This window comes from Bacillus cereus group sp. MYBK216-1 (assembly GCF_051916495.1).
In the GTDB taxonomy this organism is placed as follows: Bacteria; Bacillota; Bacilli; order Bacillales; family Bacillaceae_G; genus Bacillus_A; species Bacillus_A thuringiensis_K.
The window spans coordinates 508,817-532,058 of sequence record NZ_JBQAGT010000003.1; the positions used below are offsets into that span (position 1 = coordinate 508,817).

A 23,242-nucleotide genomic window follows, 5' to 3' on the forward strand; every position below is an offset into this window, starting at 1 on the left:
TTAGTATAGTGTATTTAGATGAATAGTGATTAACCGGACTATTTAGTATCTACTAAATAAAAAACAGGACCTGATATGCATCTATCAGGTCCTGTTTCACATAGACATTATACATGGATATTTTCCACACATTATCAATGTTTGTAATGTAGTTAGCCTTGTGGATCAGCCATAAAATCAGATATTATTTTTTCGATATCGAAAGGAGTAATCCCTTTATCCAAAGAAAAAATGCTTTCTGCTTCTTCGATGTCTTGAACGAGTTCACCTCTAGCTTCAATATGTAATCGGAACAAGTCATATAAATTCGGTTTAACTAAATTAGTTAAAGCCTTTCCAATAAGTATCATACCTTTTTGATTAGCCTCGATGGTATTATCATAAGTTAGATCTCTTATAAGAGACAAATCTGTCCAAATCAATTTTCGTTCCTTTAAGTCTAAAATAACTGGAATAGAGATTTGGGTGTCGGCAGTAATATCCACTTTATCTTGAACAGTAGAAGGTTCAAATATTTCACCTGAACCAGGATATTGACGAACCATCCAACCAGTAAAGCATTCTGGTAAATCTTTATATGGTTGGTCTGTGTAAGAAAGCAAAGTCATGACTACATAGCGTCCACCATATTTCAGCACAGACGGAATATCGAAATCAATGAATTCAGATGCTCCCTTTGGTGCAGAAGTAATATCTCCGCTATGGTAAGCTTTGAAATTTTTTGAACGTAAGTTCGTGAAGGATACATGTTCTTTGTATTGCCAATCTTCGTCGTACATTGCAGCAGATAAATCAATGTCAACACGTCCTGTATGTCGTCCATTCACATAGCCTTCTTTCCACCATAGGAAAAAACGAATCGTATCTCCTTCGGGCAAATCTACTTTACTTCCTCGAGATAATGTGCGAAGCGCTTTGCTGGCTGAACGTTGAGAGAAGGGAACTAAGTGATTTTTTAACTGTTCATCCAAAAATACTTTTCCGAGACTTGGAAGTTCTGCGAAGCGATTTTTTAAAGTATCTTCACACATTTTTACAATCATTAAACAAATATCCTCTGAGATAAATGGAAGTGTATTTTCAATACCTATAGCTTTTGCTACATTTCCCTTTGGAAAAAAGGTACGAAATTCATTTTTATCATTTCGATGCTTAAAATGAGCCGTGAGTTGAAGTAATACAGGAGTAGAAACGTTTCCTATTATACTTAGAAAATCTTCGAGAATATTGAAAACATCTGTTGACTTATCACTACATAAACGGATTAAATGATCCAAGCGTCTGGCAAATTCCCCCGGGCGAGTTTTTAAAAGATTTTTCGCTGTCATGATATCACGATTCAACAAAGCTGCTTCTATTTTTCCATTAAATGTTTCAACTTTAATGTTGTTGCGAAGAATCTCAAATGCTCGGTGGGTTTTTGGGAAACGAGTATGATATTCTGCTGGATGAAGAATTTCACCTAAACGAATCCAACGTTTTTTGTATCGAAGCATATCTTCGGTAATGTTTCCGCATTGCTCTAACAATCCTAAAAGGAAGCGTCTTTCTGCTCGGTTAAACTTCTTGAATCGGACGGAGGATGCTAAACTCACATCGCCTTCAGATAAAGCAACTGCAAGGCGAAGAACATCAGTTGCTGTTTTAAAATACTTTGCAGCAGCATCGGCTGATATTTTTCTGTTTATTAATAAAACCCCAATTATAAAAGACATATTTTCCTTATGAGGAATTACATTAGGCAGAAAACAGGAAACATCTTCAGTGTGTGTAATAGCCCATTCTATATCTGTCTTATCAGTTGAGGAAATAGAGCTATTTGCACTAATCAATTGAGAAATCATTTTATTGAAATCTTCTTCACTTCCTAAGTCAATAACTTTCAAATCAACGCTATCTAAAAGAGGAAGTCGTTCTTCTATTTTTGATACAGGTAGGCGCAACGTCACATAATGAATAACGGCATTGATGTATAAATCAGCGTCACTTAAATCCATCATTTGTTGCGGAAAGTTTGGATACATAGGAGCAAACTGAATATGTGCACCAACCATTTCTTTTAAATGTTTTACCAACTCTTTGTAAAACGATGTGAATGTATCAATCGAAAGTGTTTGCAACTCTTCTATTAAAGCCTCGGAAAAAGTAAATCCTAAACTTTCCAAGTTTTTTAAAACAGTGGCTAAATAAATGTTTGGTAGTTTATTTTCTTCTCTTTTTATAATTACTTTCAAACTTCTTCTTATATAAATAGAATTTTTCATGAGAACGCCAGCTATTCACTCCTTATAAAAGAGGGGAATAGTCTGACTGTCCTCCTTTCAGTGGTAGATTTTTATTTTTACATGCATAAACACACTAATTGTAGAAAAATACACAGAGGTTACATAGCTATTTTTTAGTGAAAAATTAGGGGTATAACATTTAGTTGTTAAGTGGTAATTTGTTAATTAAGAAAAGAAAACCTCTACATCAATGGTTGATAAACTAAAGTTTATTCAATCCCAAAGAAGAAAGAGGTTTTATAGTCTAATTATTTTTCATAGGGAATTGACAACTCTAAAACAATTTAAAATTTCTGAAAAAGAAGGAAGAATTGTCATAGCCTATGTGTTTAGCAGGAAAGTAACATCCCTATTTGGCCAAAGAAGTTAGAAGGAAGGAACGTCATAGCCTGCTTTATTAGTATATTCTCTTGCGAAGAGCAATTCAAGTATACTGTCTGATTTTTTATATTTTTCTTAAAGGGGAATTTTCATGATTATCCCGCATTAACGGGTAGCCCGATTAGTGAGGGTGATTAAAGTTTCACTTTATAAATAGGGAGACCATCACATGCCTTTTTTATAATACTATTACGGGAGGATTTTTATTTTTGATATATTATACCATTTATTTAATGGTATAATATGGTGTTAGTTCTATGGAATGGAGTTGAATGAGTATTATAAATACAAAAGGTGAAATTAAAAAAACAAAAAGAAAAGTATTACTAACTATAATTACTATGTTAGTAATTATAATTGGGTTTGGATATTGGAAATTTTTTAGTTTGCAAGGTGTTCCAAAAGGGGAATTCATTCGAACAGTGAAATCTCCAGATGGAAAATATCTCATCAAGACTTATTTTCATAATGCAGGATCATTAAGTGCGGATGCTGTTAGGGGTGAATTAGTTAACCTTGATACAGATTCAGAGAAAAATATATATTGGAATTATCCAGATACCGATCCATATATTGAATGGGTAAATAAGAATATTGTTAGAATTGGAGATCAAACTTTAGATATTTCACAGAAAGAAACCTATGATTGGCGTGATGATGATAAGCACGTTAAAGAAATGCCTAAACAGTTTAGTAGATAAAACAAGAAAATTTAAATTTATTTAATCTTATTCGTTTAACTATAGATAGGATTATATGAGTGAAAAAGTCCATTTAGATCTTCTAAATGGACTTTTTTAGGTTTCTAGATACGACTACTGATAAAAATGGAACAAACTTGTTACTTAAGTTGTCTATTAAGTATACGTATAAAACAGGTGTTCATGATAATTCGCTCATTTTATCCCGCTATTTGCCAGGAAGTAAGATCTCCACCACAAAATTCAGCGAAAGTAAAGAAGTTAGATGGGGGCCCTGCTGCCCGTAAAAGCCCGATTGGTGAGGGCTGATTAAAGTTTCACTTTATGGAAAGTGAGATGCAAGAAGAGTGATATCCGATAGACTTTTTCATTGTGTCGGTATGTATAACACCTAGAAAAACTATATATTCTTGAAAGAGGTTGAAAATGTATGATAGTCTTAAACAAGTTTTTTAACATTTTACATTACAAAAAGATGGTACCTGTAGTATTTCTTTCATGTGCAACGCTTATAGGCTGTTCCGATGGTAATACTCAATCTGAATCACTTAAACAAACGAAACAAACAAATCAAATCAAACAAGAAACTACTGGTAATGATTCTTTTGCTAAACTTGAAAAAGAATTTGATGCTAAACTTGGTATTTATGCATTGGACACTGATACGAATCAAACCGTTACGTATCAATCAGATAAACGGTTTGCATACGCATCTACCCACAAAGCTTTAGCTGTGGGAGTACTTTTACAAAAGAAATCAATAGAAGATCTAAATCAAAGAGTTTTGTATACTCGTGAAGATCTTGTTAATTACAATCCAATTACAGAAAAGTATGTTGATAGGGGCATGACTCTGAAAGAGCTTGCAGATGCTTCCCTTCGATATAGTGATAATACTGCACAAAATCTTATTCTTAAACAATTAGGTGGACCTAGCGAATTCAAAAAATCACTGAGAGAAATAGGAGATACCGTTACAAATCCTGAACGTTTTGAACCAGAGTTAAACGAAGTGCATCCAGGAGACGTACATGATACTAGTACCCCAAAGGCATTAGCTACTAGTCTTCAGGCTTTTGCGTTAGGAGATGTACTTTCAACTGAGAAACGGGATTTATTAATAGATTGGATGAAAAGGAATACTACCGGAGACAACTTAATTCGTGCCGGAGTTCCAGGAGGATGGGAAGTAGCTGATAAGACCGGATCGGGATCTTATGGAACCAGAAATGATATCGCAATTATTTGGCCACCAAATAAAAAACCAATTGTTCTTGCGATACTTTCTAATCATGATAAAGAGGATGCTAAATACGATGATAAGCTTATTGCAGAAGCAACCAAGATAGTGTTAGATGCTTTAAAAGTGACAAATAAATAATAATAGTAACTAGTTATTATTATTTTCCCGGTTTTTCGTCACAATATTGTGAGTCATGATTTTGCTAGCGGATTAATGTTTATGGTGTTCTTCGTTGGAATTGCATTTTTAGCAATAATGGCAAGTTGCTTAATGTTTAAAGTTCTGTCGGGAGCATCAAAAGATGTGGCTCGTTATCAAATGCTTCGTAAAATTGTTGTCCGCCGAGAATTATTAACAAAATCAATCTATAAAGAGTTATTCTTCATATTTTTATTCCCAGCAATTATAGGGATTACTCATATATCAGTTGGTATGAACATGTTTAGCCCTCTTTTAATCGATCCGTACTCTCGCATTTGGTTACCACTTGTTATTTTTGTAGTAATTTACTCGATTTAGTACTTAACTACAGTTCAATTATATAAAGGAATAGTACTCCCGAAAAAAGATTAATGTAATGATGCTATTTGCCGGACAGTAAGCCCCCCACCTCAAAATTCAGCGGAAGCAAAGAAGTTAGGTGGGGGGCGGGCTGCCCGTAAAAAACCGATTGGTGAGGGCTGATTAAAGTTTCACTTTATCCTTTACTGTATCTTGTAATTACATTTCACCTTGCTATAGAGAAACAAAAAACATTTTTCTTATTCAATAATTCCAATTTCTAGAGCCTTTTGAACAGCTTCTTCTTTGTTACGGACTCCTAGCTTTGTATAAGCTGTAGAAGCATAATTTCTGACCGTACCATTTGACAAATATAACCTTGATGCTATGGTAGTGTATCGAAGTCCCTTTGCTACTAGCTGTAATATTTCTATTTCCCTAGCTGTTAGCTCATAAGCGGTTGCTTTTGATTGTGGTGTCTCTTTTTGCTCATCAAACTTCTCAAATATTTTGTGAGACATTCCCTGATCAATTAGTGTCCCACCTTTGTGAATAAGTCGGATCGTATTAGCTAGCTCCAACGTTTCAATAGATTTGAGTAAAAAACCATCCGCACCGTTGCGAAGCGATTCCAACGCCTGTTTGGTATCTTGAAACGTTGTAAAAATCAATATGCGGATATGTGGCCATTGTTGCTTAATCTTTTTGGTTGCTTCAACTCCATCCATTTGCTGCATATCTAAATCCATAAGGATAACATGGGGTTGAAGGCGCCCGCACAAATCTATGGCTTGATTGCCATTCTCGGCCAAACCCACTACATTTAAATCTTCATATCTATCGAGTAGTGTCCTCAAACTTTCTCGAACAAACGGCTGGTCGTCTACAATTAACAAACGAATAAGTCCATCTTTTATTTCAGTTTGTCGCGGTACGGTACATGTAACAAGCATTCCTTCATCCGGCTTTGTATATACAGACAATTGACCTTGCAAATTCATTGCTCGTTCTTTCATCGCATTCATACCGAAGCCTTCCTGCCATTCTACATTTCCTTTTCCATTATCTTGAACTTCTAATCTCGTATATTGTTGTTCAAACTGCAATGAAACTATAATTTCAGTTCCTTGACCATGACGTACTGCATTTGTAAGGGACTCTTGTAAGCAACGAATGAACGCTATCTTCGCTTGCCGAGACAATTCATATTCCTCTCCGTATGCCCGAAAACTTACATTAACTTGAGCGTGCTCCTGAAATTCGACTCCAAGATTTTGGAGAGATTGAATTAAGGAAGGCGATTGACACGGAGACTCCATTTGATGTAGGTAACCTCTCACGTCCTCGATGCTTTTACGTCCCATTTCAAGCAGAGAATCTAGCCTCTGTATACCCATTTCAGTAGCAAGTTCGGTGCGCAACGTTTCCATTCCCATAATAATAGAAGTATAAGCGTGACCAACTGTATCATGAAGCTCACTCGACAGTCTGTTTCGTTCTTCCGCCAGTGTAATGCGTTCAATCTGAGACATATATTGCTCAAGTACCGCGTTTTGTTTACGAATTGATTCATTTTGCTTATGATTGACGATTAATAAATGAAAAGCGAAGCCCATTACATATGCGAATCCATAATAGGTGACCATAACCCAATAGCTATTACTTGGCGCAACCGCATAGAAAATTCCAGTCGTTATAAAAACTGTTATTGGAGCTGTCCAATAATAGGACAAATGCTTACTATTTGCAGCAATTAGAAACACCGATATAAGAAATGTGTTGTAAGCTTCCGGAAATAATGAGGTTAAATATATACATAGTCCACCATATAGCAGTATTTCTGTGAACAAATAATATTTATAATTGAATAGTAAGGCTACCCATGGAATTGAGAAGGCAATAATTTCCCAAAGAATAATAATCCAAAGTGGTAATGTTAAACCATTTTGAAAATTTAATGTAGCTAGGATGATAGATACACTAGTAAGTAGACGAATCCCTAACATAATCCAATCATACCAAAACCAATACTTAACCATATCTAACAAGTCATTTACCTCCTAAATAGCCTGCCTTTTTACTTCCTATATTATAATTTAATCTTTCATGTCTTATTATACTTTTTAATTTAAAACTGTGATACTACTCACAGACTGTAAACCTCTATTGATTTAGTTGCCGAATCATACTACGTGTATAGCCCCCGATTTTCTTTGTCAAACCATCTACTATTCTAATACTTATGGCGGTAAATACTATACCCATAAACATTACAAAGAGTGATTTGGCAAAAGTATCTATCTGTATGAATATAATATTCATATCGATGTATCGATACAGTAGTGGTGCCAACAGGAACATAAGTGGCATTACATAAAAAATGATTGCACTAATGAGACTGAAAATGCCAATCACAAATTTCTGCATTAACCAATAGACAGCACACCAAGTGCGACGATCTGCAAGCACTAATTTCACCTGAGCCCAGTTCGATGTATCCATTGCTATACTTCGATCGTAAGAGTCTGTTGAAACATCTGTATAAATTTTCGTCTGTATGCGTTCGAATTGGATAAAGGGTGTGGTAGTCTGTAGTACGCGCATAATTAATGGAATCCCAACAACAGTAAATGAAAGGGTTAAACTAAATAGCAGAGCTATTAGATAAAAACAAAAATAAAACAATCCTGTAATGAAAGTTAGCAATAAAAAATAACCATTCTGGATGAATTTTGATTTCATAAAGTTCATCGCTCCTATCTATGTAATAACCGAATCATACTGCTTTTTTTGTCATTCTCACTAGTGTAAAAGTGTCATATGACAGTTTTAAATGAGATTGAAAAGGGGGGAGAACAGCTTACTTCTAGTTAAAAAAGATCCTTTTATCCCGCTATTTGCCGGGCAGTAAGACCCCCACCTCAAAATTCAGTGGAAGCAAATAAGTTAGGTGGGGGATGAATAAAATCCCGACTGATTAAAGTTTCACTTTATTAATCCTCCACAAAAAAACCGTTTTTGCATCTGCAAGAACGGTTTTTTTGTACTTTTATTTAATATGAGATGGACTTGTTTTTCGAATATGAAAAATAATATCAAATTGCTCAAGCAATGAAGTATCAAAGTATACCGAACTGTTCGGGAGGATTTGTCCTCCTATACTTAGTAATGGTCTTTTTGCTTTAACCCATTTCTCTGCTTGTCCTTTAAGGTGACGGTTATCCAATAAAAACATTTTATAGGGCACTTTTCCGAGAGTATAATTGAAACTTTTTACATCTTGTGGAATAGCGTCTGTTGTAATCTTACCTCCGGTGGAAGGATTATATTCGCTATATAAGGTGAAATTCCCCTCCGTAGTTGTACTACCAATTGTGACATAATTATTGTCTAAACGTTCCTTTAAAAACTGCCCCGCAACATCAGGATATAATTGTTCATCGATAATTCCTTTAGCTATATGAATATTGTGTCCCCATACCATCGTTTTACCACCAAATGTCTCTTGTGCCCACATTGCATGATCGGCCAAGTATTGCTCATGTAGCTTTATTATACTTGGATAGTCGTTAGGAAGTAGCATTGTGGTAAATTTCTCTATTGCACTTGCCGTTGCTTTTACCCACATGTACTCAGGTGAAACTATTTCTGTGTTGGCTTGCTCATTCTCATCATTTAGTAATCGGGCTACTCTCTCAGCGTTTGCTTTGAACTTCTCTTTCAATTCAGGAGTAAGTTTCATATATTCTTGTATACTTCCAGTAAAAGACGATAATTCTTTATAATTTTCTTCTACTTCTGCAAGCAAATTTGGTCGATGTACCCTTACATAATCAATTACTTTATTAAAGCTACCTTGGTCCAACGTTTTTAAGTCGATTCCAATAAATTGGATCTTCTTTTTATTGGATGGATCAGCATTATAATCTTTCATCCACTCAATCATGGCTATAATTTCATCAGTAGGATATAACAAATTTAAAAATTCCCTAGGGCTTCCTTTTCCTGTTTGGATATATTCATTTAGCTTTAAGCCGTTTCCCCAATCTTCTTCCATTGTGAAATTTGTAAAGCCCATCTCAGTAACCAAATATTTCACAAGGCGAAACTTCATAGTGAAAATTTCAGAGCTTCCATGAGTATTCTCTCCTAATCCTACATATTGTGCGCTCCCAATCATTTTCTTAAGTGGTTTTAAATCTTCAAATGGTTTTGACGGTTCTATCGTTTTTAATGGGTTAGCCTGTGAATGTATTGATTTAACTATATTTTTTTGGATTGATTGACCTGAGTTTTCGACTGCTACAGTTTGAGCGTTTCCTACTTCCCCACATCCTGTGACTAATAAAGCTGTACTAACCATTGCAATCATTTTTTTCTTATTCATTTTTGCTCACCTCAATTGAATTATTTGTAAAAGCAAGATTGATTCATGTACTTACACGAATTAATTGCCTTAATTCAATTGTTATTTATTCCATATCATATTTTCTAGTTACATATTGTCATAAGGTTAATTGACACAAGTCATAGGCTAATCATTACACTTTTGTACTATCGGCTATGACACCTTATAAATAATAATTACATTGTTGAGTCGCAAGTAAGATTAGATTATGAATTTGGGAGGGATTGTAAAGATGAATGAATCTGTATGCCAAAATATTTTTATTCTAAGTTGTAGCTGTTGAAATGACAGGAAGTAAATTTAATAAACAAATGAATAAAAGGGGAAGGGCGGATTACAATGTTGTTACACGGAGAAGCATTCCATAATAAAGATAAAATCCAACGTGCTAAAATAGGACTTCAACTCTTTCTAAGTATCTTAACCATTACTTCCATTATCCTAAATGTAGTAGTAATGGTTACTAACAGTATGCCGCTTATTGTGGTATATATGTTTACCCCAGCATTTTCTTCTATTTTGACTCGCATAATACTGAAAGAAGGGTTTAAAGATGTATCTTTTAGTCTCGGTAACTTAAAGGTATGGAAGGGGATTGGTTTTGCTCTGCTAATACCTATGATTATTTGTGGAATTACTTATTCTATAGCCTGGTTGAGCGGAATTGCGGGGTTTCAGCATCCCGAAGGTGGTATGTTAGAACCGATCTACAATATACTTGGACTTCAGTATGTAACGGCACCATTCAGTTTCATTTATCTAGTAGTATTGAGCGGCATTTTAGGAAGTTTGCTTAACTTAATCCCAGTTTTTGGAGAAGAAATGGGGTGGCGAGGTTACATGCTTATAAGGCTAATCGATGCAGAGTTTTCACGCCCCATCCTTATTAGTGGATTGATTTGGGCAACGTGGCATGTTCCAATTGTTATCGCTGGTCTGTATGTAGAAGGATCATCTGTCTTTCTCTCAGTACTTGGCATTTATTTATGTATTGTGCCATTCAGTTACATTACAGCTTATTTACGACTTATCACAGGTAGCGTTTGGCCTTCGGTTATCATTCATACCACTTGGAACGCCATTATCCAAGGACCTTTCGCACGTGCAAGTACAGGATATCAAACTGAGATTTGGATTGGAGAATCTGGCTTGATAACCGCTATTATTATCTTGATTACTGCAATAATTACGTCTCGAATCGTAAATTTTACTAAATAGCATATGGATGTGTTTTAAATTTAATTAGTGAAATATGACAAGGTGAAATAAGATGCTCCTAAAAATATTAGAAAAAATCTAGTTGAACAGACTCTTACTTAATCTTAGGTTGCTGGATATGTGGGGGACATCAAGCTAAGAAAATAAACTTGGTTGCCATAAAAAACATAATGTTTTCATTTAAAGGCTATGAGATGAAATTTCATCATCTTCATCAAGTTTGACCTTCAGGAAATAAAAAGTTAAACGATTATACAAATACTCTAACTGAAAAAACGATAGTCCTTCTACATTTTAGATAGAAGGACTATCGTTTTTTTTTGACAAAATTAGGAGGTGATGTTCATAAAACGGATAATATAATTCGTATTTTACGTAAAGAGAAAAAGTTTTCCAAAGAAGATGTAGTTAATTCCCTTGGTATAACGGTTGATTGAAATTTCATTTTATAACTTGTAAAGGGCTGTGCAATGCATCGTACTATTAAAAAATCTAAATTTAATCATTAAATTGCGATAAAATGTGGTCGGAAATAATGAAATTTTAGGAAAAATAAGGTACACTAGTCTATGATTTTAATTGAAAATCGTTTGACGTTAATACATACGGGGGAAAGATTGATGAACAACAATACAACAAATGAATCAGTTGAAGAAATTGATCAAAAACGAGTAAGATCAAACAAACGTTATACAAATTGGAAGTTTATCGCAGCGGGTATTGGTGTAATTGCACTTCTTATTGGGGGAATGAGTTATTACCAGGCAACTCACTTCAATTCGAATGTTACAATTAATGACACAAAAGTTGGTGGTCTGAGCGCTGATCAAGCAATACAAAAATTAAAGACATCTGGACTAGCAAACAAAGTCTATGTTGATCAACAACAAATTTTAGATGAAAAAGATACAAAAACGGAACTTACGGAAAAAGATTTGCCTCAAATTAAGAAACTATTAAAAAGCCAGTGGACATTTTTCCCTTCTTCAAAGGGGAAAAATTATTCATTGCTACCAGAGAAGGCAGATCAGTATCGTAGTGAAACGATGAAAAAACTTGTGGAAGAAAAGCTCATCTCTATGAATGAGAAATTAAAAGCGCCTCAAGATGCTATGGCGAAGCTAGAACAAGGGAAAATTGTTATTTCGAAAAGTGTGGAAGGAAAACAGTATGATGTTACTAGTCTACTGAAAGATTATGATAAGCAAAAATATAAAAGCGAAATTCATCTGAAGTCTGCATACATAAAACCTATTAAAGAAGACGATCCGATTGTCAAAAAAGAGGAGAAAGCACTACAGAATCTTCTTGGGCAGTCTGTTGAGTATAAAGTGCAGGATGAAGTTTATCCTTTAAAAGCGAAAGATTTAATTCAAAATGCCTCTATGTCAAAGGATATGAAAGTTACAATTGATGCGAGTGACATTAAGAAGAAAATTACTGAAATTAATAATGCCAAATCAACATTAAATAAAGATTTCTCATTTAAAACTCATTCCGGTTCAGTCATATCAGTAAAAGGACAAGGATACGGCTGGGCACTAGATGTTGAAAAAGAAACTAAACAAGTTCAACAAGCCTTTGAGAAAGGCGAAAAATCGCTTTCTGCTTCTAATATTCACGGAAATGGTTGGGAGAAGGAAGGTATCGGTTATAAAACAACATCGAATAATGGCATCGGAGACACGTATGCAGAAGTTTCAATTGCAGAGCAACAAATTTGGATTTACAAAGATGGAAAATTAGTTGTTACAACAAATGTAGTAACTGGTAAACATAGTACTGGTGAAGATACATCACCAGGTGTGTGGTACGTTCTATATAAACGAACACCATACACGCTAAGAGGTAGCGCAGTAGGAAAAGCTGATTATGCGGTTAAAGTAGATTACTGGGTTCCATTCACAAATAGTGGTCAAGGATTCCACGATGCTGGCTGGCGAAAAGACTGGGGAAATAACGCTTATTTAACAGGAGGATCAGGTGGATGTGTGAACCTTCTTCCTAATGTTGCAAAAACTGTATATGATAGTTTGAACACTTATGATCCAGTTATCGTGTACTAAAAAATAGCTACGTATCAAGAAATAAACAAAGCAGGAAATCTTACCTGATGGTATATGAAAAAACACCTCTTGCATTCGCATACTAAGTGTGCAAATGCAATGGAGGTGTTTTTGTTTGAATACAAGAGTGTATTGCTTATAAGAAACAAAGTAGGAAGAGATTAAGAATAAGTATTCAAATAGTCAATAAAATTGACAATGAATATCATTTTCACTTAATATAGAATCGTCGCATTTAATTAGACATGAATTTTTTGTTAATATAATAGATTTCTATTAAGTTGTCACATTTAAGAACTATCATTAAATCTTTTAAGAATTTAAATGTAAGAAAGGGTAATATAAAATGAACTGGAAAAAAGGCGGATTATGGGTTATTATTTTTTTCGTTGTAAAAGGCACAATTTCTACACTTTTAATCGTTACAGGTGCTAAATATTTTGATCTATCATTTATGCAACTTATCTTATTAATTCTGACCTTATTAGTGATTTCTCTAATAAGCCGAAAATTGCTGTATAGACATAAACAAAACAAAAAGCAAAAAGAGCTAAATATATAATGGAGCCCCAGAGACCGTTGGATTTCTGGGGTTTTATTTCGATAGTTTTTTCGCATGTATATCAATTTAACAGAATAGGTTGTCCAAAATGATAAAATCGATGATGTTTAAAATGCGTCAGTTATTTTTACATAAGGATTGTAGAGAGCCTTTAAATATCAATCTTTATTTTGAAGCGACAGACGCGCATGAATTATGCTCTTTTTTCAATTGGTAGTTTAAATGTAAAAGTACTGCCTTCTCCTAATTCACTTTCAACTGTAATTTCTCCTCCGTGTAGTTCGACAATCCATTTTACCATCGACAATCCTAAACCTGTGTTTCCGATGTTTGAAGATGTGCGTGCTGCATCAACTCGATAGAAGCGGTCCCATATTTTAGTAATATGTTGCTCGCTGATGCCGATGCCATTATCGGAGACTTTACCTATTATGTTGGTTTCATCACGGAATAGTTGCATATTCACAGTTCCACTCGCTTTGCTATAAGCAATCGCATTCGTTAGTAAATTCATTAATAAACGCATCATCAATGTTTGATCGGCTTTAATAAATAGGTCTTTCTCTATATTGGTTGTTATTTCAACCGAAGCTTCTTGAACCATTAATGAAAGTTCTTCTACAACGATTTCCGTTAATTCACTCATATTGATACATTCAAATTGGAAAGTATTATGGTTTCCTTGGTCAGCTCTTGCTAATAATAAAAGTTGTGAGATTAGAGTGGATATTTTACGTGATTGCTTTAAAATTACTTCTAACGATTCTTCCATTTCTTTCGGATTATTCTTCTGCGATAAAGCGTATTCGCATTGTGAAATAATAACAGATGTTGGTGTTCTTAATTCATGAGATGCGTCAGATGTAAATTGTTTTTCACTTTCAAATGATGTCTCCAATCGCTCAAACATTTTGTCAAAGGTTTGTGCTAAATGATACATTTCGTCTTTCGGTGAACCTTGTAAATTAATTCTCTTCGAAAGGTCTTTACCATCACCAATTTTACTAGCTGAATCACTCATTTGTTGCACAGGTCGAAACGCTCTTTGCGTAATAAAATATCCTCCCGCTGCCGCAATGAGAATAAGTAATGGGAATGAGATGAGTGTTATGACAATAAGTGTATTCATCGTTGAAGATAATTGGTTCATGGTCATTATTCCACGAATCCAGACTTGCTCATCGTCGCCTGCATTATGGAGAAAATCATATACAATCCATTCTTTATTACCGTCTTTAATGGTTTGTATTTCATCGGATTTAAGCGATACCTTTTTATTAAAGTTTGTAGGACTATTTCCTGCTAGCAGCTCACCTTGTTTATTATAAATACTTATATTTACGCCATCTTCTAAGGCTTCAAAATCATCGTCCATCTTTAAGTGTCCATGCTTATATTCGATATCTTCCATGCTTTCTTTTACTGTGCTCTTCAATTTATCTTTCATATTAAAAAGCAAAACTTTATCTGAAGAAGTTAAAATAAAAGCTAACACGAGTGCCATAATAATTACAATTAGCCCCGTATACCACAGGGTTACTCTCATTTTTATAGATAGTCTTTTCATGATTCTACTCGCAATACGTAACCAGTTCCTCGCACTGTATGAATTAACTTCGTTTCAAACTGGCTATCAATTTTTTTACGAAGATAGCGGACGTAAACATCAATAATATTCGAGCCACCTTCATAATCGTAATTCCACACATGTTGCTCAATTTTATCTCGTGTCAACACAACTTCTTTATTACGAATCATATATTCTAAAATAGCAAATTCCTTACTGGAAAGAGTGGTAACTTGGTCTCCTCGTGTTACTTTATGCATATTGCAATCTACCACTAGGTCAGCGATTTCAAACACATTAGATGTATTTCCTGTTTTTCTTCGCATTAACACTCGAATTCTTGCTAACAGTTCGTCAAAAGCAAACGGCTTCACTAAATAATCATCCGCACCTAAGTCGAGTCCTGTTACACGATCATCAATTGTATCTTTAGCTGTAAGAAGCAAGACAGGAGTCTCATTATTGTCCCCGCGTAATCTTTGTAAGACGTGTAAACCATCTATTCCGGGAATCATAATGTCAAGGACAATCAAATCGTAGGTAGCCATGTTTATATAATCCAAGGCATCTTCTCCATTCCCACATGCATCGACACTATAATGTTCTGCATTTAATCGTTTTACCAATATATTTTGTAAGTCTTGTTCATCTTCGACAATAAGAACTCGCATTAACATTCTCCTTTTCTTCTTATTAATATGTATCACTATAATTCAAAAATATTAAAGAAAGATTAGAAACGATTTAATTATATCATTTTATCCAGCATTAACGGACAGTAAGACTCCTCCTTCAAAATTCGGCGAATGCGAGGGAGTTAGGGGAAGTCGGGCTACCCGTAAAAGTCTTCACTTTATTTTTTGTACATTAATCTTCCTTTAATGTTTGTTCAGTAATATAAAGGCAAGGATAAGGTGCACATGTAAAGGGAGGAAAACAGAATGCGAAAATGGATGCTGATTGGAGCGATATCTTGTTTATTGTTAACAGCTTGTTCTACTCAAGCTGATAACAATACAGAAGTGCAACAACTGAAAGTGGAAAATGATAAATTACAAAAAGAAGTTGCTCAACTACAACAAGAACCAAACAAAATAGGGCCCGCTACGAATGATACGAAGCAAACACAAGATTTCAAAAACGAAGTCACATCTATTGTAGAAAAGGCCAATAACACGAAACCGGTTGGAGCAAAAGAAGAAAAATTAAATACGTACTTAGCAGTAAAAAAAGAAATTGACCAATTGGATGACAAGATAGATCTATCTGATAATCGGCTAGAAGCAGATTATCACGCTGGAACGATAACGATTGAACAATATAAAGCGCAAGAAAAAGAATACGATATACTGGAAGATCAATTAGAACAAGCAGAAAAGGCACTTGAAGCAAGATTTGGAATAGAGGATTAATCAATAAGGAGTGGATGAAAATGTTAAAACATAAAAAGAAAATAATTATAAGTGTAATTGCTATTTTAGTAAGTGGTATTGCTATTATTGGTGGATATTATGGTATGGGTTACAATTATGCAAAAAAGAATGAAAACTACACAGAGAAACAAGTTCGTGAAATTTCTTTAGCTCATACAAATGGAGAAATTATTAATGTGAAAAAAGAATTTGAATTAGAAGATGACAACTTAGCACAATCAAAATTTGAATATGAAGTGGAAATTAAGACACCTAATAATCTGTTAAGTATTTTAAAGGTTAGTGCTAGAACGGGTACAATAGAAATCGATAATGAAGATTGAAAAAATATCGACAAATAAAATATTACGTACTTGATTTTTGTTATCGATAGCGAAGAAAAAGACGGTTCCCTAATTTTACAAGGGAATCGTCTTTTTTTTGTTCTATGAATCTATGCATTTTTTATACTTTCCTATCCTGGTGCGGTTTTAGGGTTCTTGTCTGTTATTGGATTAACTGAAAAACTGTATAAAACCTTGTATACCCTTAGTGTGGTTTTTTCCGAAATACTGGCGGTACCCCGTCGCTATCAATCTAAGCTCATACAACGTCAATTATATTAGGGGGTGTTTCAGTTCTCGTTTTATCTTTTTACAATGATGAATATGAAATAATGACTTCCACTTATAAGAATGTGAAGAAGTGTTGATGCCAGTTGGAGCTGTTGTAAAGGTTGAGGGAGGCATCCAAGGAAATATGAGAGATGTGCATGATGATTTGGCGCAGGGTTATGAATCCAACTTCTATGAAATTGTGGGATTATATAAGCATTTATTATCCTGGAGATTTTAAAATAAAATCTACCTAATTATAGAAGTGATTTGAACGTAAGAAAATTGTAAGAAATGGATAAGAAAAAAGAAATTTTTATTATGTAGGATACAAATATAGAGAAGCACAAAAGAGGGAGGATAAATAGGGTTTATTCATACGAAAACCAAACTAGTAACAAGCACATTCTAAATAAAAAAATCATTTATGGTACTAACATACATGTGAAAAAGAGAGGTTTTACCGTTTGTTACAACAGTAGGGATAAAGCCAGAATAGTAGTTTATGTGATGTTTGTAATTGAACAAATAAAAGATGAAATCGATCATTTATCTAAGGAGGAATTTTTCTTATGGAAAATAAATTATCTGGAGTGTTAGCCGCTACCTTAGCTCTAACGATGAGTCTACCAACAGGAGCGATAGCGTCTTCTAGCAGTAAGACTCCGGTTGTATCTAGCCAAGAAGTTGCTAGCAAAGATTTGGAGAAGATTGCTGCAGAGAACGCTGCACTGCTCACGAAGTCCTATGAGACGACTAGTGTACAGTATGCGCTGATTGATAATGGTAAACTTATTTTGTCGGGTCAGACAGGTAAGAACGACATAGAAGGGAAAGAGCCACTAACTAAAGATACTCTATATGGAATTGGTTCAACCAGTAAAGTATATACAGCTGCGGCTGTTATGAAACTGGTAGACGAAGGAAAAGTTGATTTGGATGCTCCTGTTGCCCGCTATATTCCTGATTTCAAAATGAAAGATAAACGATATAAGCGTATTACACCGCGTATGCTGTTGAATCACTCCTCGGGTTTGCAAGGTTCGACGTTCAATAATGCATTTTTATTTAAAGATAATGATGCTTATGCCCATGATATCTTGTTGCAACAATTGTCCAACCAAAACTTGAAGGCAGACCCTGGTGCGTTCTCAGTATACTGTAATGACGGTTTTACACTGGCTGAGATCTTGGTAGAAAGAGTCAGCGGTATGAGTTTTACTGAATTTCTACATCAAAAGTTTACAGAGCCATTAAAACTGAATCATACGATAACATCGCAAGACAAATCGGAAGACGAAAAGCGGGCTGGACTGTATTCTCCGACATACCAGGGACAGCTAGCAAGTGAAATGGTGAATCTAATTGGTACGGGAGGAATCTCTTCTACTGCAGAAGATGTGGTGCGATTCTCACAAATATTTATGGGACAGGGGAAAGAAATTCTCTCTAATAAAGCAGTCAAGGCGATGGAACAAGAAGAATATAAAAAAGGAATGTGGCCGGAAGATAGCGGAAATGTGTTCAACTATGGACTTGGCTGGGATAGTGTGAAACTATACCCATTCAGTGAATATGGGATAAAAGCGTTGACTAAGGGTGGGGATACGATACTGCAACATGCTACATTGGTCGTGCTTCCAGAACAGAAGATGGCAGCAGCTGTATTGTCCTCCGGCGGCAGCAGCATGACAAATCAACTGTTGGCAAATAAATTACTGCTAGCTAGGCTTAAAGAGAAAGGGACAATTAAGGATATAAAGCCAGATAAATCCTTCAGCAAGCCCGACAAGGCTAAAGTGCCTCAAGACGTGGTAAAAAAAGCAGGATTTTATGGAAATAGCTATAGCCATTTCAAAATAGAAATTACGAAGAAGGGAGAACTGTTTCTACCAACTAAACCGGAAGAAAAATATGTATATACGGCGGATGGGAGCTTTATAAATGAGAAGGGTACTTCCAAGCTTAACTTCGTCACAGAGAAGAATGGAAAAGTTTATTTGAGAGAGAGCACATATGAATTATCACCGGGATTGGGGCAAAATGTGCTGACTCACTATTTAGCCCAGAAATTAGAAAACAATGTGTTACCGAAGAAAACAGCTGCTGCATGGGCGAAGCGCGAGGGTGGCAAGTTCTATCTCGTTAACGAAAAATTTAATTCTATGAACTATCTAGGACAACTAATGCCTCTTAACACACAAATTACGATCAAGGATGGATATTGGGACGGCAAAAAAATTACAGGTCCGAATACGGCGACGCATCAAATTCAAATTCCTGTGATGAATGGGCGGGATACAAAGGAAGCCCATTTCTATACAGAGGATGGTACTGAATATATGGAGATGTCCAGCTTTTTATACGTCAGTGAATCTAACGTAAAACCCCTTGATACAGGTCAATTATCGAAAGTTACATTGCAAAAAAATGGGCATGCGAAATGGTTTACGGTCCCGCAAGAGGCAGCAGGGAAAACGATGAATGTGGAGTTGTCATCAGGAAGTTCATTCGCGGTGTATGATGAGAATGGAGTATGCGTCAATTTTACCGTCGTTAGTGATAATAACAAAGTGAAACTACCAGAAAACGGAACGGTTGTATTTGCTGGCGCACCGAACTCCGAATTTACAGTCGCATTGAACTAGCTACAACTCGGGATAGACTTCAATAAAACAGTGCGACATGGAAAAGATATTTTATTTGTATCTTAAGTATTACCTTAAATGATATTACACTTAAATTCTTACCTTAATAGCAATGGGATAGGACCACATGCCTATCAGCCTAAGAAAATAAATCAACCCCATGTCCATCAAGCTAGTAAAAAAAATACCCCAAAAATAGTAAAATTGACACCCCCAGAGTAAAAATGTTAAAAATTATTGTTTAGGGGCAGCGTAAAACATTAGTTTGATAGCGATATTGCGCTACTCATAAAAAAGAAATAGGAGAGAATATCCTATTTCTTTTTATTAATATAATAAAATGTAATGAATAGATCCAAAGTAATGATAATAATTAGAAGTAACAAGTGTATAAGTGCATCAGTTTTTCCGTTTAGTAAAGACTTTACAAAGAAATCCCATTCTGTTTCATAGGGAGGTTCTACCCAATTTCGTTGCAGACCTAATACCATTCCATTTATGAAATAGAAAATGCTTAATAGAATCCTTCCAACAAATAAGGCAGCTGTTTTTATATTCCAATCCTTTATCTTGATGACATAAAGGAATGGAAATAGTATCAGTATCCAAAAAACAAGAATAAAGACTGTATTTCCCATTCTCTCCTCCTAACAAAATGATTGTATTTTTAATCTTGGTAAATTCTTAGGTTGGAGGTATGTTTCATTGTTACTGGTTAAAAACAAGGACCGTAATTCCGGCTCTTTTTCTATTCCGCAAAATAAAGGTTTGCTTTATCTCTCGGTTTCAAAAAACTCAATCCATTCTCCATCAGGACCAGCGAAGAATATGTAACGTGTTCCATCTGGTAATGTTTCGATTTCTTCTCCTAGTAAAAAGGTTACTTTATGTTTCTGTATTCTTTCGATTTCATTCTCTAATGAATCTACTTTAAAGCAAATGTGATGTACTTTTCCTTCTGCCGGAAGAGAAGAGTTATAACCTTCAATGAGTTCTAGTATCGTTTCCTTTGATTCTTCCACACCTAAAAAAGCGAGTTTTAAGTCTGGATTCGGGTGTCCCATACGTTTAATGAGCTGTAAGCCAACTACTTCTTCATAAAATGAAATAGATGTTTCTAAGTTTGCGACCATAAGTCCGACGTGTTCAATTCTTCTAACTGACATGTAGATTCCTTCTTTCTGAAAATTATATACAATATATTATTGAAAATTAAGAAAATAAGCAAGATAAAAACCTTACAAATTTTAGCGTGTTATATGGTATAGTGAGAAAGTATGTTTGGGGAGAAGGAAGGAGATTATACGATGAATACACCTACTCAAACTCCTTCATTATCGGAAACGATGAAAGAGTGGCATTATGCATTAGCGTATGAAATTAAGCATTGGAAAACGATAGGTGGTAGTAAAATTTCTATCATGAACGGTCGTTTTTTATATACAGATTATGAAAGTACAGTATATGTATTTCAGCTTATTTCGGAAGTAAGCTTACCTGAAGGTTCACCAATTCGAATTGAGTTCGATGGTGAGGAAGCGACAGGAGAAGTATTATCTGTACATGGATTAGAAATAGAATTGAAATTAAATGATTATATACAAGGTGAAATACGAGAAGCTGTTTTATACAGTGAACCGTGGCAGCTTTTAGAGCAGCTGCAAGAGCGATTGAAAGAAGCACGTAAAGATAAGCTGAAACGTAATCGTATAAAGCGTCTTGTTGATGGGACGAGCAGTCCGAAACATATTGAGAAGATGAAAAATCCAAAAAATGAATTGGCGTATCGTTCATTTTACAATCCGACGACGTACGTGTGGGGACCACCTGGAACAGGGAAGTCTTACAATTTATCACGTATTATTTCGGCGCATTATCAAAAAGGAAAGTCGGTACTTGTGTTAGCCCATAGTAATGCGGCAGTAGACGTATTAATGAGTGAAGTAACGAAACAAATTGAAAAGAAAAAGAAATGGACGCCTGGCGAAATTGTTCGTTACGGTTATAGTCAGCATGAGCATATACGAAATCATGAAACGTTACTTGCGTCGAAGTTAGTTGAAACGACGAACGGATCTTGGGGAGAAGAAAGACTCTATTTAGAAGAAACACGACAAGATCTTCGCGAAAAGATTTTATCGCATAAAGCGACTTCTGCTGATAAGAAGCGTATACAAGAGATTGAAAGTGACCTTCGAAAGCAAAAAGCAAAAATTAAAGAAGTAGAAAAAGAATACATTGAAAATGCGAAAGTAATCGGCGCGACTTTATCGAAATGTGCCATTGATTCACTGATTTATGAGCGTACATTTGATTTAGTTGTCGTAGATGAAGTGAGTATGGCATATGTTCCGCAAATCGCATTAGCTGCTTCACTTGGAAAACGTATCGTCGTTTGTGGCGACTTTTTACAATTACCTCCAATTGCGATGGCGAACCATGAACTTGTTCGCAAATGGCTCGGGGAAGATATGTTTTACCATGCTGGGATTGTTGAGTCTGTTAATAAATCAGAAGTACATCCGAACCTATTTATGTTGCAGGAACAAAGACGTATGCATGCGGATATATCGAAGTTTACGAATTCGTTTATTTATAAAAATAGAGTATACGATCATCCGTCTGTTTCAGAGCGTAAAGAACTTGCGCAATTGCAGCCGTTCGCAAATGAGGCGAGTGTTTTATTCGATACGAGCTTAATGGGAGCCTTTTCTTTAAAAGACGCTGCATCTGGTTCACGTTTTAACATTATGTCTGGTTTAGTAGCAATGCAAATGATGTTAATCGGATTGTTAGATGGTGTTCAATCGATTGGTGTTGTGACACCTTACAGGGCGCAGTCACGCTTTTTATCGACGTGTATTAGAGAAATGTTGCAGAGAACGAAATATCAAAACATACCAGTATTAGCGGCAACAGTTCATAAGTTCCAAGGTTCTGAAAGAGATATGATGATCTTTGATACGGTTGACAGTTATCCGCAAGAACGACCTGGCGTATTATTCTTTGATCACAAAAACCATCGCCTCGTCAATGTAGCAGTGACAAGGGCGAGAGGGAAGTTCATTCAATTATCAGATTGCCATTATATGCGTAAAAACCTTTCGAGAAAACAAGCATTATCACAATTAACAGCTCATATAGAACGTCACGGAGATGTGTATGATCGCACGACATCAAGACAATTGTGGGAACGGAAAATTTCGAAACGTTTACGCTGGTTTATGGAAATGAATCTTGAGGAAACGAAAGGGTTATTAAAAGATATTTTAGCCGCAAAACGAAAAATTATTATTTCACTTCCAAGTACAAAACAAGTGGATAAGCGAGTATGGCAAGCGTTAATGCGTACAAATGCGCAAATAACAGTTTATAGTGATGGACCAGTTCCACTGAAAAATGTAAAGTTACAAAGACAAAATAAAGCATTCCCATTCTTAGTAATTGATGATGAAATCTTCTGGGCAGGTGCACCGCTTACATCTCAAATGATGTTTGAAGGTAGTACGGAATTTCCGTACGTATGTGCAAGACTGCAAGCACCTGAAACAATTGGTGTATTAAAAGGATTTTTAGATATTCGGTAAATTCGGATAGGAATTCCTTGACTTTTATTTGAAATGAACTTAGAATGAA

At 35.2% G+C, this 23,242-nt stretch carries 18 protein-coding genes and 1 pseudogene; 11 read left to right on the forward strand and 8 right to left on the reverse strand.

Annotated features, from left to right (window positions below; translation table 11 throughout):
• Positions 1-152: 152 nt before the first annotated feature.
• Positions 153-2,264 (reverse strand): TerD family protein, encoded by a 2,112-nt coding sequence (locus tag ACTFRH_RS12840; protein WP_000798025.1) that lies wholly within the window; start codon positions 2,262-2,264, stop codon positions 153-155.
• Between the two features lie 674 nt (positions 2,265-2,938).
• On the opposite strand from ACTFRH_RS12840, the gene ACTFRH_RS12845 reads away from it, so the two are divergent.
• From ACTFRH_RS12845 to ACTFRH_RS12855, 3 genes and pseudogenes are all read left to right on the forward strand, one after another.
• Positions 2,939-3,367 carry a DUF5412 domain-containing protein gene (locus ACTFRH_RS12845; protein WP_000022535.1) on the forward strand — a complete coding sequence of 143 codons (429 nt, stop codon included), beginning with the start codon at positions 2,939-2,941 and terminating at the stop codon, positions 3,365-3,367.
• A gap of 430 nt (positions 3,368-3,797) precedes the next feature.
• A complete protein-coding gene (bla, locus tag ACTFRH_RS12850) occupies positions 3,798-4,748 on the forward strand; it encodes a class A beta-lactamase (protein WP_061884372.1) in 951 nt (316 codons plus the stop codon).
• Between the two features lie 45 nt (positions 4,749-4,793).
• Positions 4,794-5,129, forward strand: a pseudogene (locus ACTFRH_RS12855) (ABC transporter permease); the annotation flags it as partial.
• Positions 5,130-5,371: 242 nt separating this feature from the next.
• Here the strand turns inward: ACTFRH_RS12855 and ACTFRH_RS12860 are convergent.
• From ACTFRH_RS12860 to ACTFRH_RS12870, 3 genes are all read right to left on the reverse strand, one after another.
• Positions 5,372-7,159: a response regulator gene (locus ACTFRH_RS12860; protein ID WP_440048745.1), complete on the reverse strand. Its 1,788-nt coding sequence runs from the start codon at positions 7,157-7,159 to the stop codon at positions 5,372-5,374.
• Positions 7,160-7,274: 115 nt separating this feature from the next.
• The gene (locus ACTFRH_RS12865) at positions 7,275-7,853 is read right to left on the reverse strand and encodes a sensor domain-containing protein (protein ID WP_000836847.1); all 579 of its coding nucleotides are present in this window, start codon (positions 7,851-7,853) and stop codon (positions 7,275-7,277) included.
• Between the two features lie 307 nt (positions 7,854-8,160).
• Positions 8,161-9,498 (reverse strand): erythromycin esterase family protein, encoded by a 1,338-nt coding sequence (locus tag ACTFRH_RS12870; protein ID WP_001035290.1) that lies wholly within the window; start codon positions 9,496-9,498, stop codon positions 8,161-8,163.
• A gap of 360 nt (positions 9,499-9,858) precedes the next feature.
• On the opposite strand from ACTFRH_RS12870, the gene ACTFRH_RS12875 reads away from it, so the two are divergent.
• From ACTFRH_RS12875 to ACTFRH_RS12885, 3 genes are all read left to right on the forward strand, one after another.
• Entirely contained in the window at positions 9,859-10,737 is an 879-nt protein-coding gene (locus tag ACTFRH_RS12875; RefSeq protein WP_000924284.1) for a CPBP family intramembrane glutamic endopeptidase, read from the forward strand.
• A 620-nt stretch (positions 10,738-11,357) separates the two neighbouring features.
• Complete coding sequence (locus ACTFRH_RS12880; protein ID WP_001064078.1) at positions 11,358-12,803, forward strand: L,D-transpeptidase family protein; 1,446 nt, start codon at positions 11,358-11,360, stop codon at positions 12,801-12,803.
• A 346-nt stretch (positions 12,804-13,149) separates the two neighbouring features.
• Positions 13,150-13,365 (forward strand): hypothetical protein, encoded by a 216-nt coding sequence (locus tag ACTFRH_RS12885; protein ID WP_001104104.1) that lies wholly within the window; start codon positions 13,150-13,152, stop codon positions 13,363-13,365.
• 193 nt (positions 13,366-13,558) lie between these two features.
• Here the strand turns inward: ACTFRH_RS12885 and ACTFRH_RS12890 are convergent, their stop codons facing one another.
• Both ACTFRH_RS12890 and ACTFRH_RS12895 read right to left on the reverse strand, forming a co-directional pair.
• Positions 13,559-14,932 carry a sensor histidine kinase gene (locus ACTFRH_RS12890; RefSeq protein WP_033703031.1) on the reverse strand — a complete coding sequence of 458 codons (1,374 nt, stop codon included), beginning with the start codon at positions 14,930-14,932 and terminating at the stop codon, positions 13,559-13,561.
• A complete protein-coding gene (locus ACTFRH_RS12895) occupies positions 14,929-15,603 on the reverse strand; it encodes a response regulator transcription factor (RefSeq protein ID WP_001264518.1) in 675 nt (224 codons plus the stop codon). Before ACTFRH_RS12895 ends, ACTFRH_RS12890 begins: the two co-directional genes overlap by 4 nt.
• Before the next feature lie 270 nt (positions 15,604-15,873).
• On the opposite strand from ACTFRH_RS12895, the gene ACTFRH_RS12900 reads away from it, so the two are divergent.
• From ACTFRH_RS12900 to ACTFRH_RS12915, 4 genes are all read left to right on the forward strand, one after another.
• Positions 15,874-16,344, forward strand: a complete 471-nt coding sequence (locus ACTFRH_RS12900; RefSeq protein WP_001233654.1) for a hypothetical protein — start codon at positions 15,874-15,876, stop codon at positions 16,342-16,344.
• A gap of 20 nt (positions 16,345-16,364) precedes the next feature.
• Positions 16,365-16,688, forward strand: coding sequence for a PepSY domain-containing protein (locus tag ACTFRH_RS12905; protein WP_000912127.1), 324 nt, complete (start codon positions 16,365-16,367; stop codon positions 16,686-16,688).
• Between the two features lie 367 nt (positions 16,689-17,055).
• Positions 17,056-17,199, forward strand: coding sequence for a hypothetical protein (locus tag ACTFRH_RS12910; protein WP_001143924.1), 144 nt, complete (start codon positions 17,056-17,058; stop codon positions 17,197-17,199).
• A gap of 331 nt (positions 17,200-17,530) precedes the next feature.
• Positions 17,531-19,606, forward strand: coding sequence for a serine hydrolase domain-containing protein (locus tag ACTFRH_RS12915; protein ID WP_000428440.1), 2,076 nt, complete (start codon positions 17,531-17,533; stop codon positions 19,604-19,606).
• Positions 19,607-19,920: 314 nt separating this feature from the next.
• Here ACTFRH_RS12915 and ACTFRH_RS12920 read toward each other — a convergent pair whose 3' ends face one another.
• Together ACTFRH_RS12920 and ACTFRH_RS12925 are read right to left on the reverse strand one after the other, a co-directional pair.
• Positions 19,921-20,244: a hypothetical protein gene (locus tag ACTFRH_RS12920; protein ID WP_000528639.1), complete on the reverse strand. Its 324-nt coding sequence runs from the start codon at positions 20,242-20,244 to the stop codon at positions 19,921-19,923.
• A 135-nt stretch (positions 20,245-20,379) separates the two neighbouring features.
• On the reverse strand, positions 20,380-20,772 hold the full coding sequence (locus ACTFRH_RS12925; protein ID WP_000116337.1) for a VOC family protein: 393 nt from the start codon (positions 20,770-20,772) through the stop codon (positions 20,380-20,382).
• Between the two features lie 111 nt (positions 20,773-20,883).
• Between ACTFRH_RS12925 and ACTFRH_RS12930 the strand changes: the two genes are divergently transcribed.
• The gene (locus ACTFRH_RS12930; protein ID WP_003301829.1) at positions 20,884-23,193 is read left to right on the forward strand and encodes an AAA domain-containing protein; all 2,310 of its coding nucleotides are present in this window, start codon (positions 20,884-20,886) and stop codon (positions 23,191-23,193) included.
• The last annotated feature ends 49 nt before the right edge of the window (positions 23,194-23,242 follow it).

What these genes read in the sequence shown, in the direction of transcription:
- ACTFRH_RS12895 (WP_001264518.1), bottom strand. Translation starts at nt 15,603, where the DNA reads ATGCGAGTTCTTATTGTCGAAGATGAACAAGACTTACAAAATATATTG.
- ACTFRH_RS12905 (WP_000912127.1), top strand. Translation starts at nt 16,365, where the DNA reads ATGTTAAAACATAAAAAGAAAATAATTATAAGTGTAATTGCTATTTTA.
- ACTFRH_RS12880 (WP_001064078.1), top strand. Translation starts at nt 11,358, where the DNA reads ATGAACAACAATACAACAAATGAATCAGTTGAAGAAATTGATCAAAAA.
- ACTFRH_RS12870 (WP_001035290.1), bottom strand. Translation starts at nt 9,498, where the DNA reads ATGAATAAGAAAAAAATGATTGCAATGGTTAGTACAGCTTTATTAGTC.
- ACTFRH_RS12930 (WP_003301829.1), top strand. Translation starts at nt 20,884, where the DNA reads ATGTTTGGGGAGAAGGAAGGAGATTATACGATGAATACACCTACTCAA.
- ACTFRH_RS12910 (WP_001143924.1), top strand. Translation starts at nt 17,056, where the DNA reads ATGCCAGTTGGAGCTGTTGTAAAGGTTGAGGGAGGCATCCAAGGAAAT.
- ACTFRH_RS12885 (WP_001104104.1), top strand. Translation starts at nt 13,150, where the DNA reads ATGAACTGGAAAAAAGGCGGATTATGGGTTATTATTTTTTTCGTTGTA.
- ACTFRH_RS12900 (WP_001233654.1), top strand. Translation starts at nt 15,874, where the DNA reads ATGCGAAAATGGATGCTGATTGGAGCGATATCTTGTTTATTGTTAACA.
- ACTFRH_RS12920 (WP_000528639.1), bottom strand. Translation starts at nt 20,244, where the DNA reads ATGGGAAATACAGTCTTTATTCTTGTTTTTTGGATACTGATACTATTT.
- ACTFRH_RS12915 (WP_000428440.1), top strand. Translation starts at nt 17,531, where the DNA reads ATGGAAAATAAATTATCTGGAGTGTTAGCCGCTACCTTAGCTCTAACG.
- bla (WP_061884372.1), top strand. Translation starts at nt 3,798, where the DNA reads ATGATAGTCTTAAACAAGTTTTTTAACATTTTACATTACAAAAAGATG.
- ACTFRH_RS12890 (WP_033703031.1), bottom strand. Translation starts at nt 14,932, where the DNA reads ATGAAAAGACTATCTATAAAAATGAGAGTAACCCTGTGGTATACGGGG.
- ACTFRH_RS12840 (WP_000798025.1), bottom strand. Translation starts at nt 2,264, where the DNA reads ATGAAAAATTCTATTTATATAAGAAGAAGTTTGAAAGTAATTATAAAA.
- ACTFRH_RS12865 (WP_000836847.1), bottom strand. Translation starts at nt 7,853, where the DNA reads ATGAAATCAAAATTCATCCAGAATGGTTATTTTTTATTGCTAACTTTC.
- ACTFRH_RS12925 (WP_000116337.1), bottom strand. Translation starts at nt 20,772, where the DNA reads ATGTCAGTTAGAAGAATTGAACACGTCGGACTTATGGTCGCAAACTTA.
- ACTFRH_RS12875 (WP_000924284.1), top strand. Translation starts at nt 9,859, where the DNA reads ATGTTGTTACACGGAGAAGCATTCCATAATAAAGATAAAATCCAACGT.
- ACTFRH_RS12845 (WP_000022535.1), top strand. Translation starts at nt 2,939, where the DNA reads ATGAGTATTATAAATACAAAAGGTGAAATTAAAAAAACAAAAAGAAAA.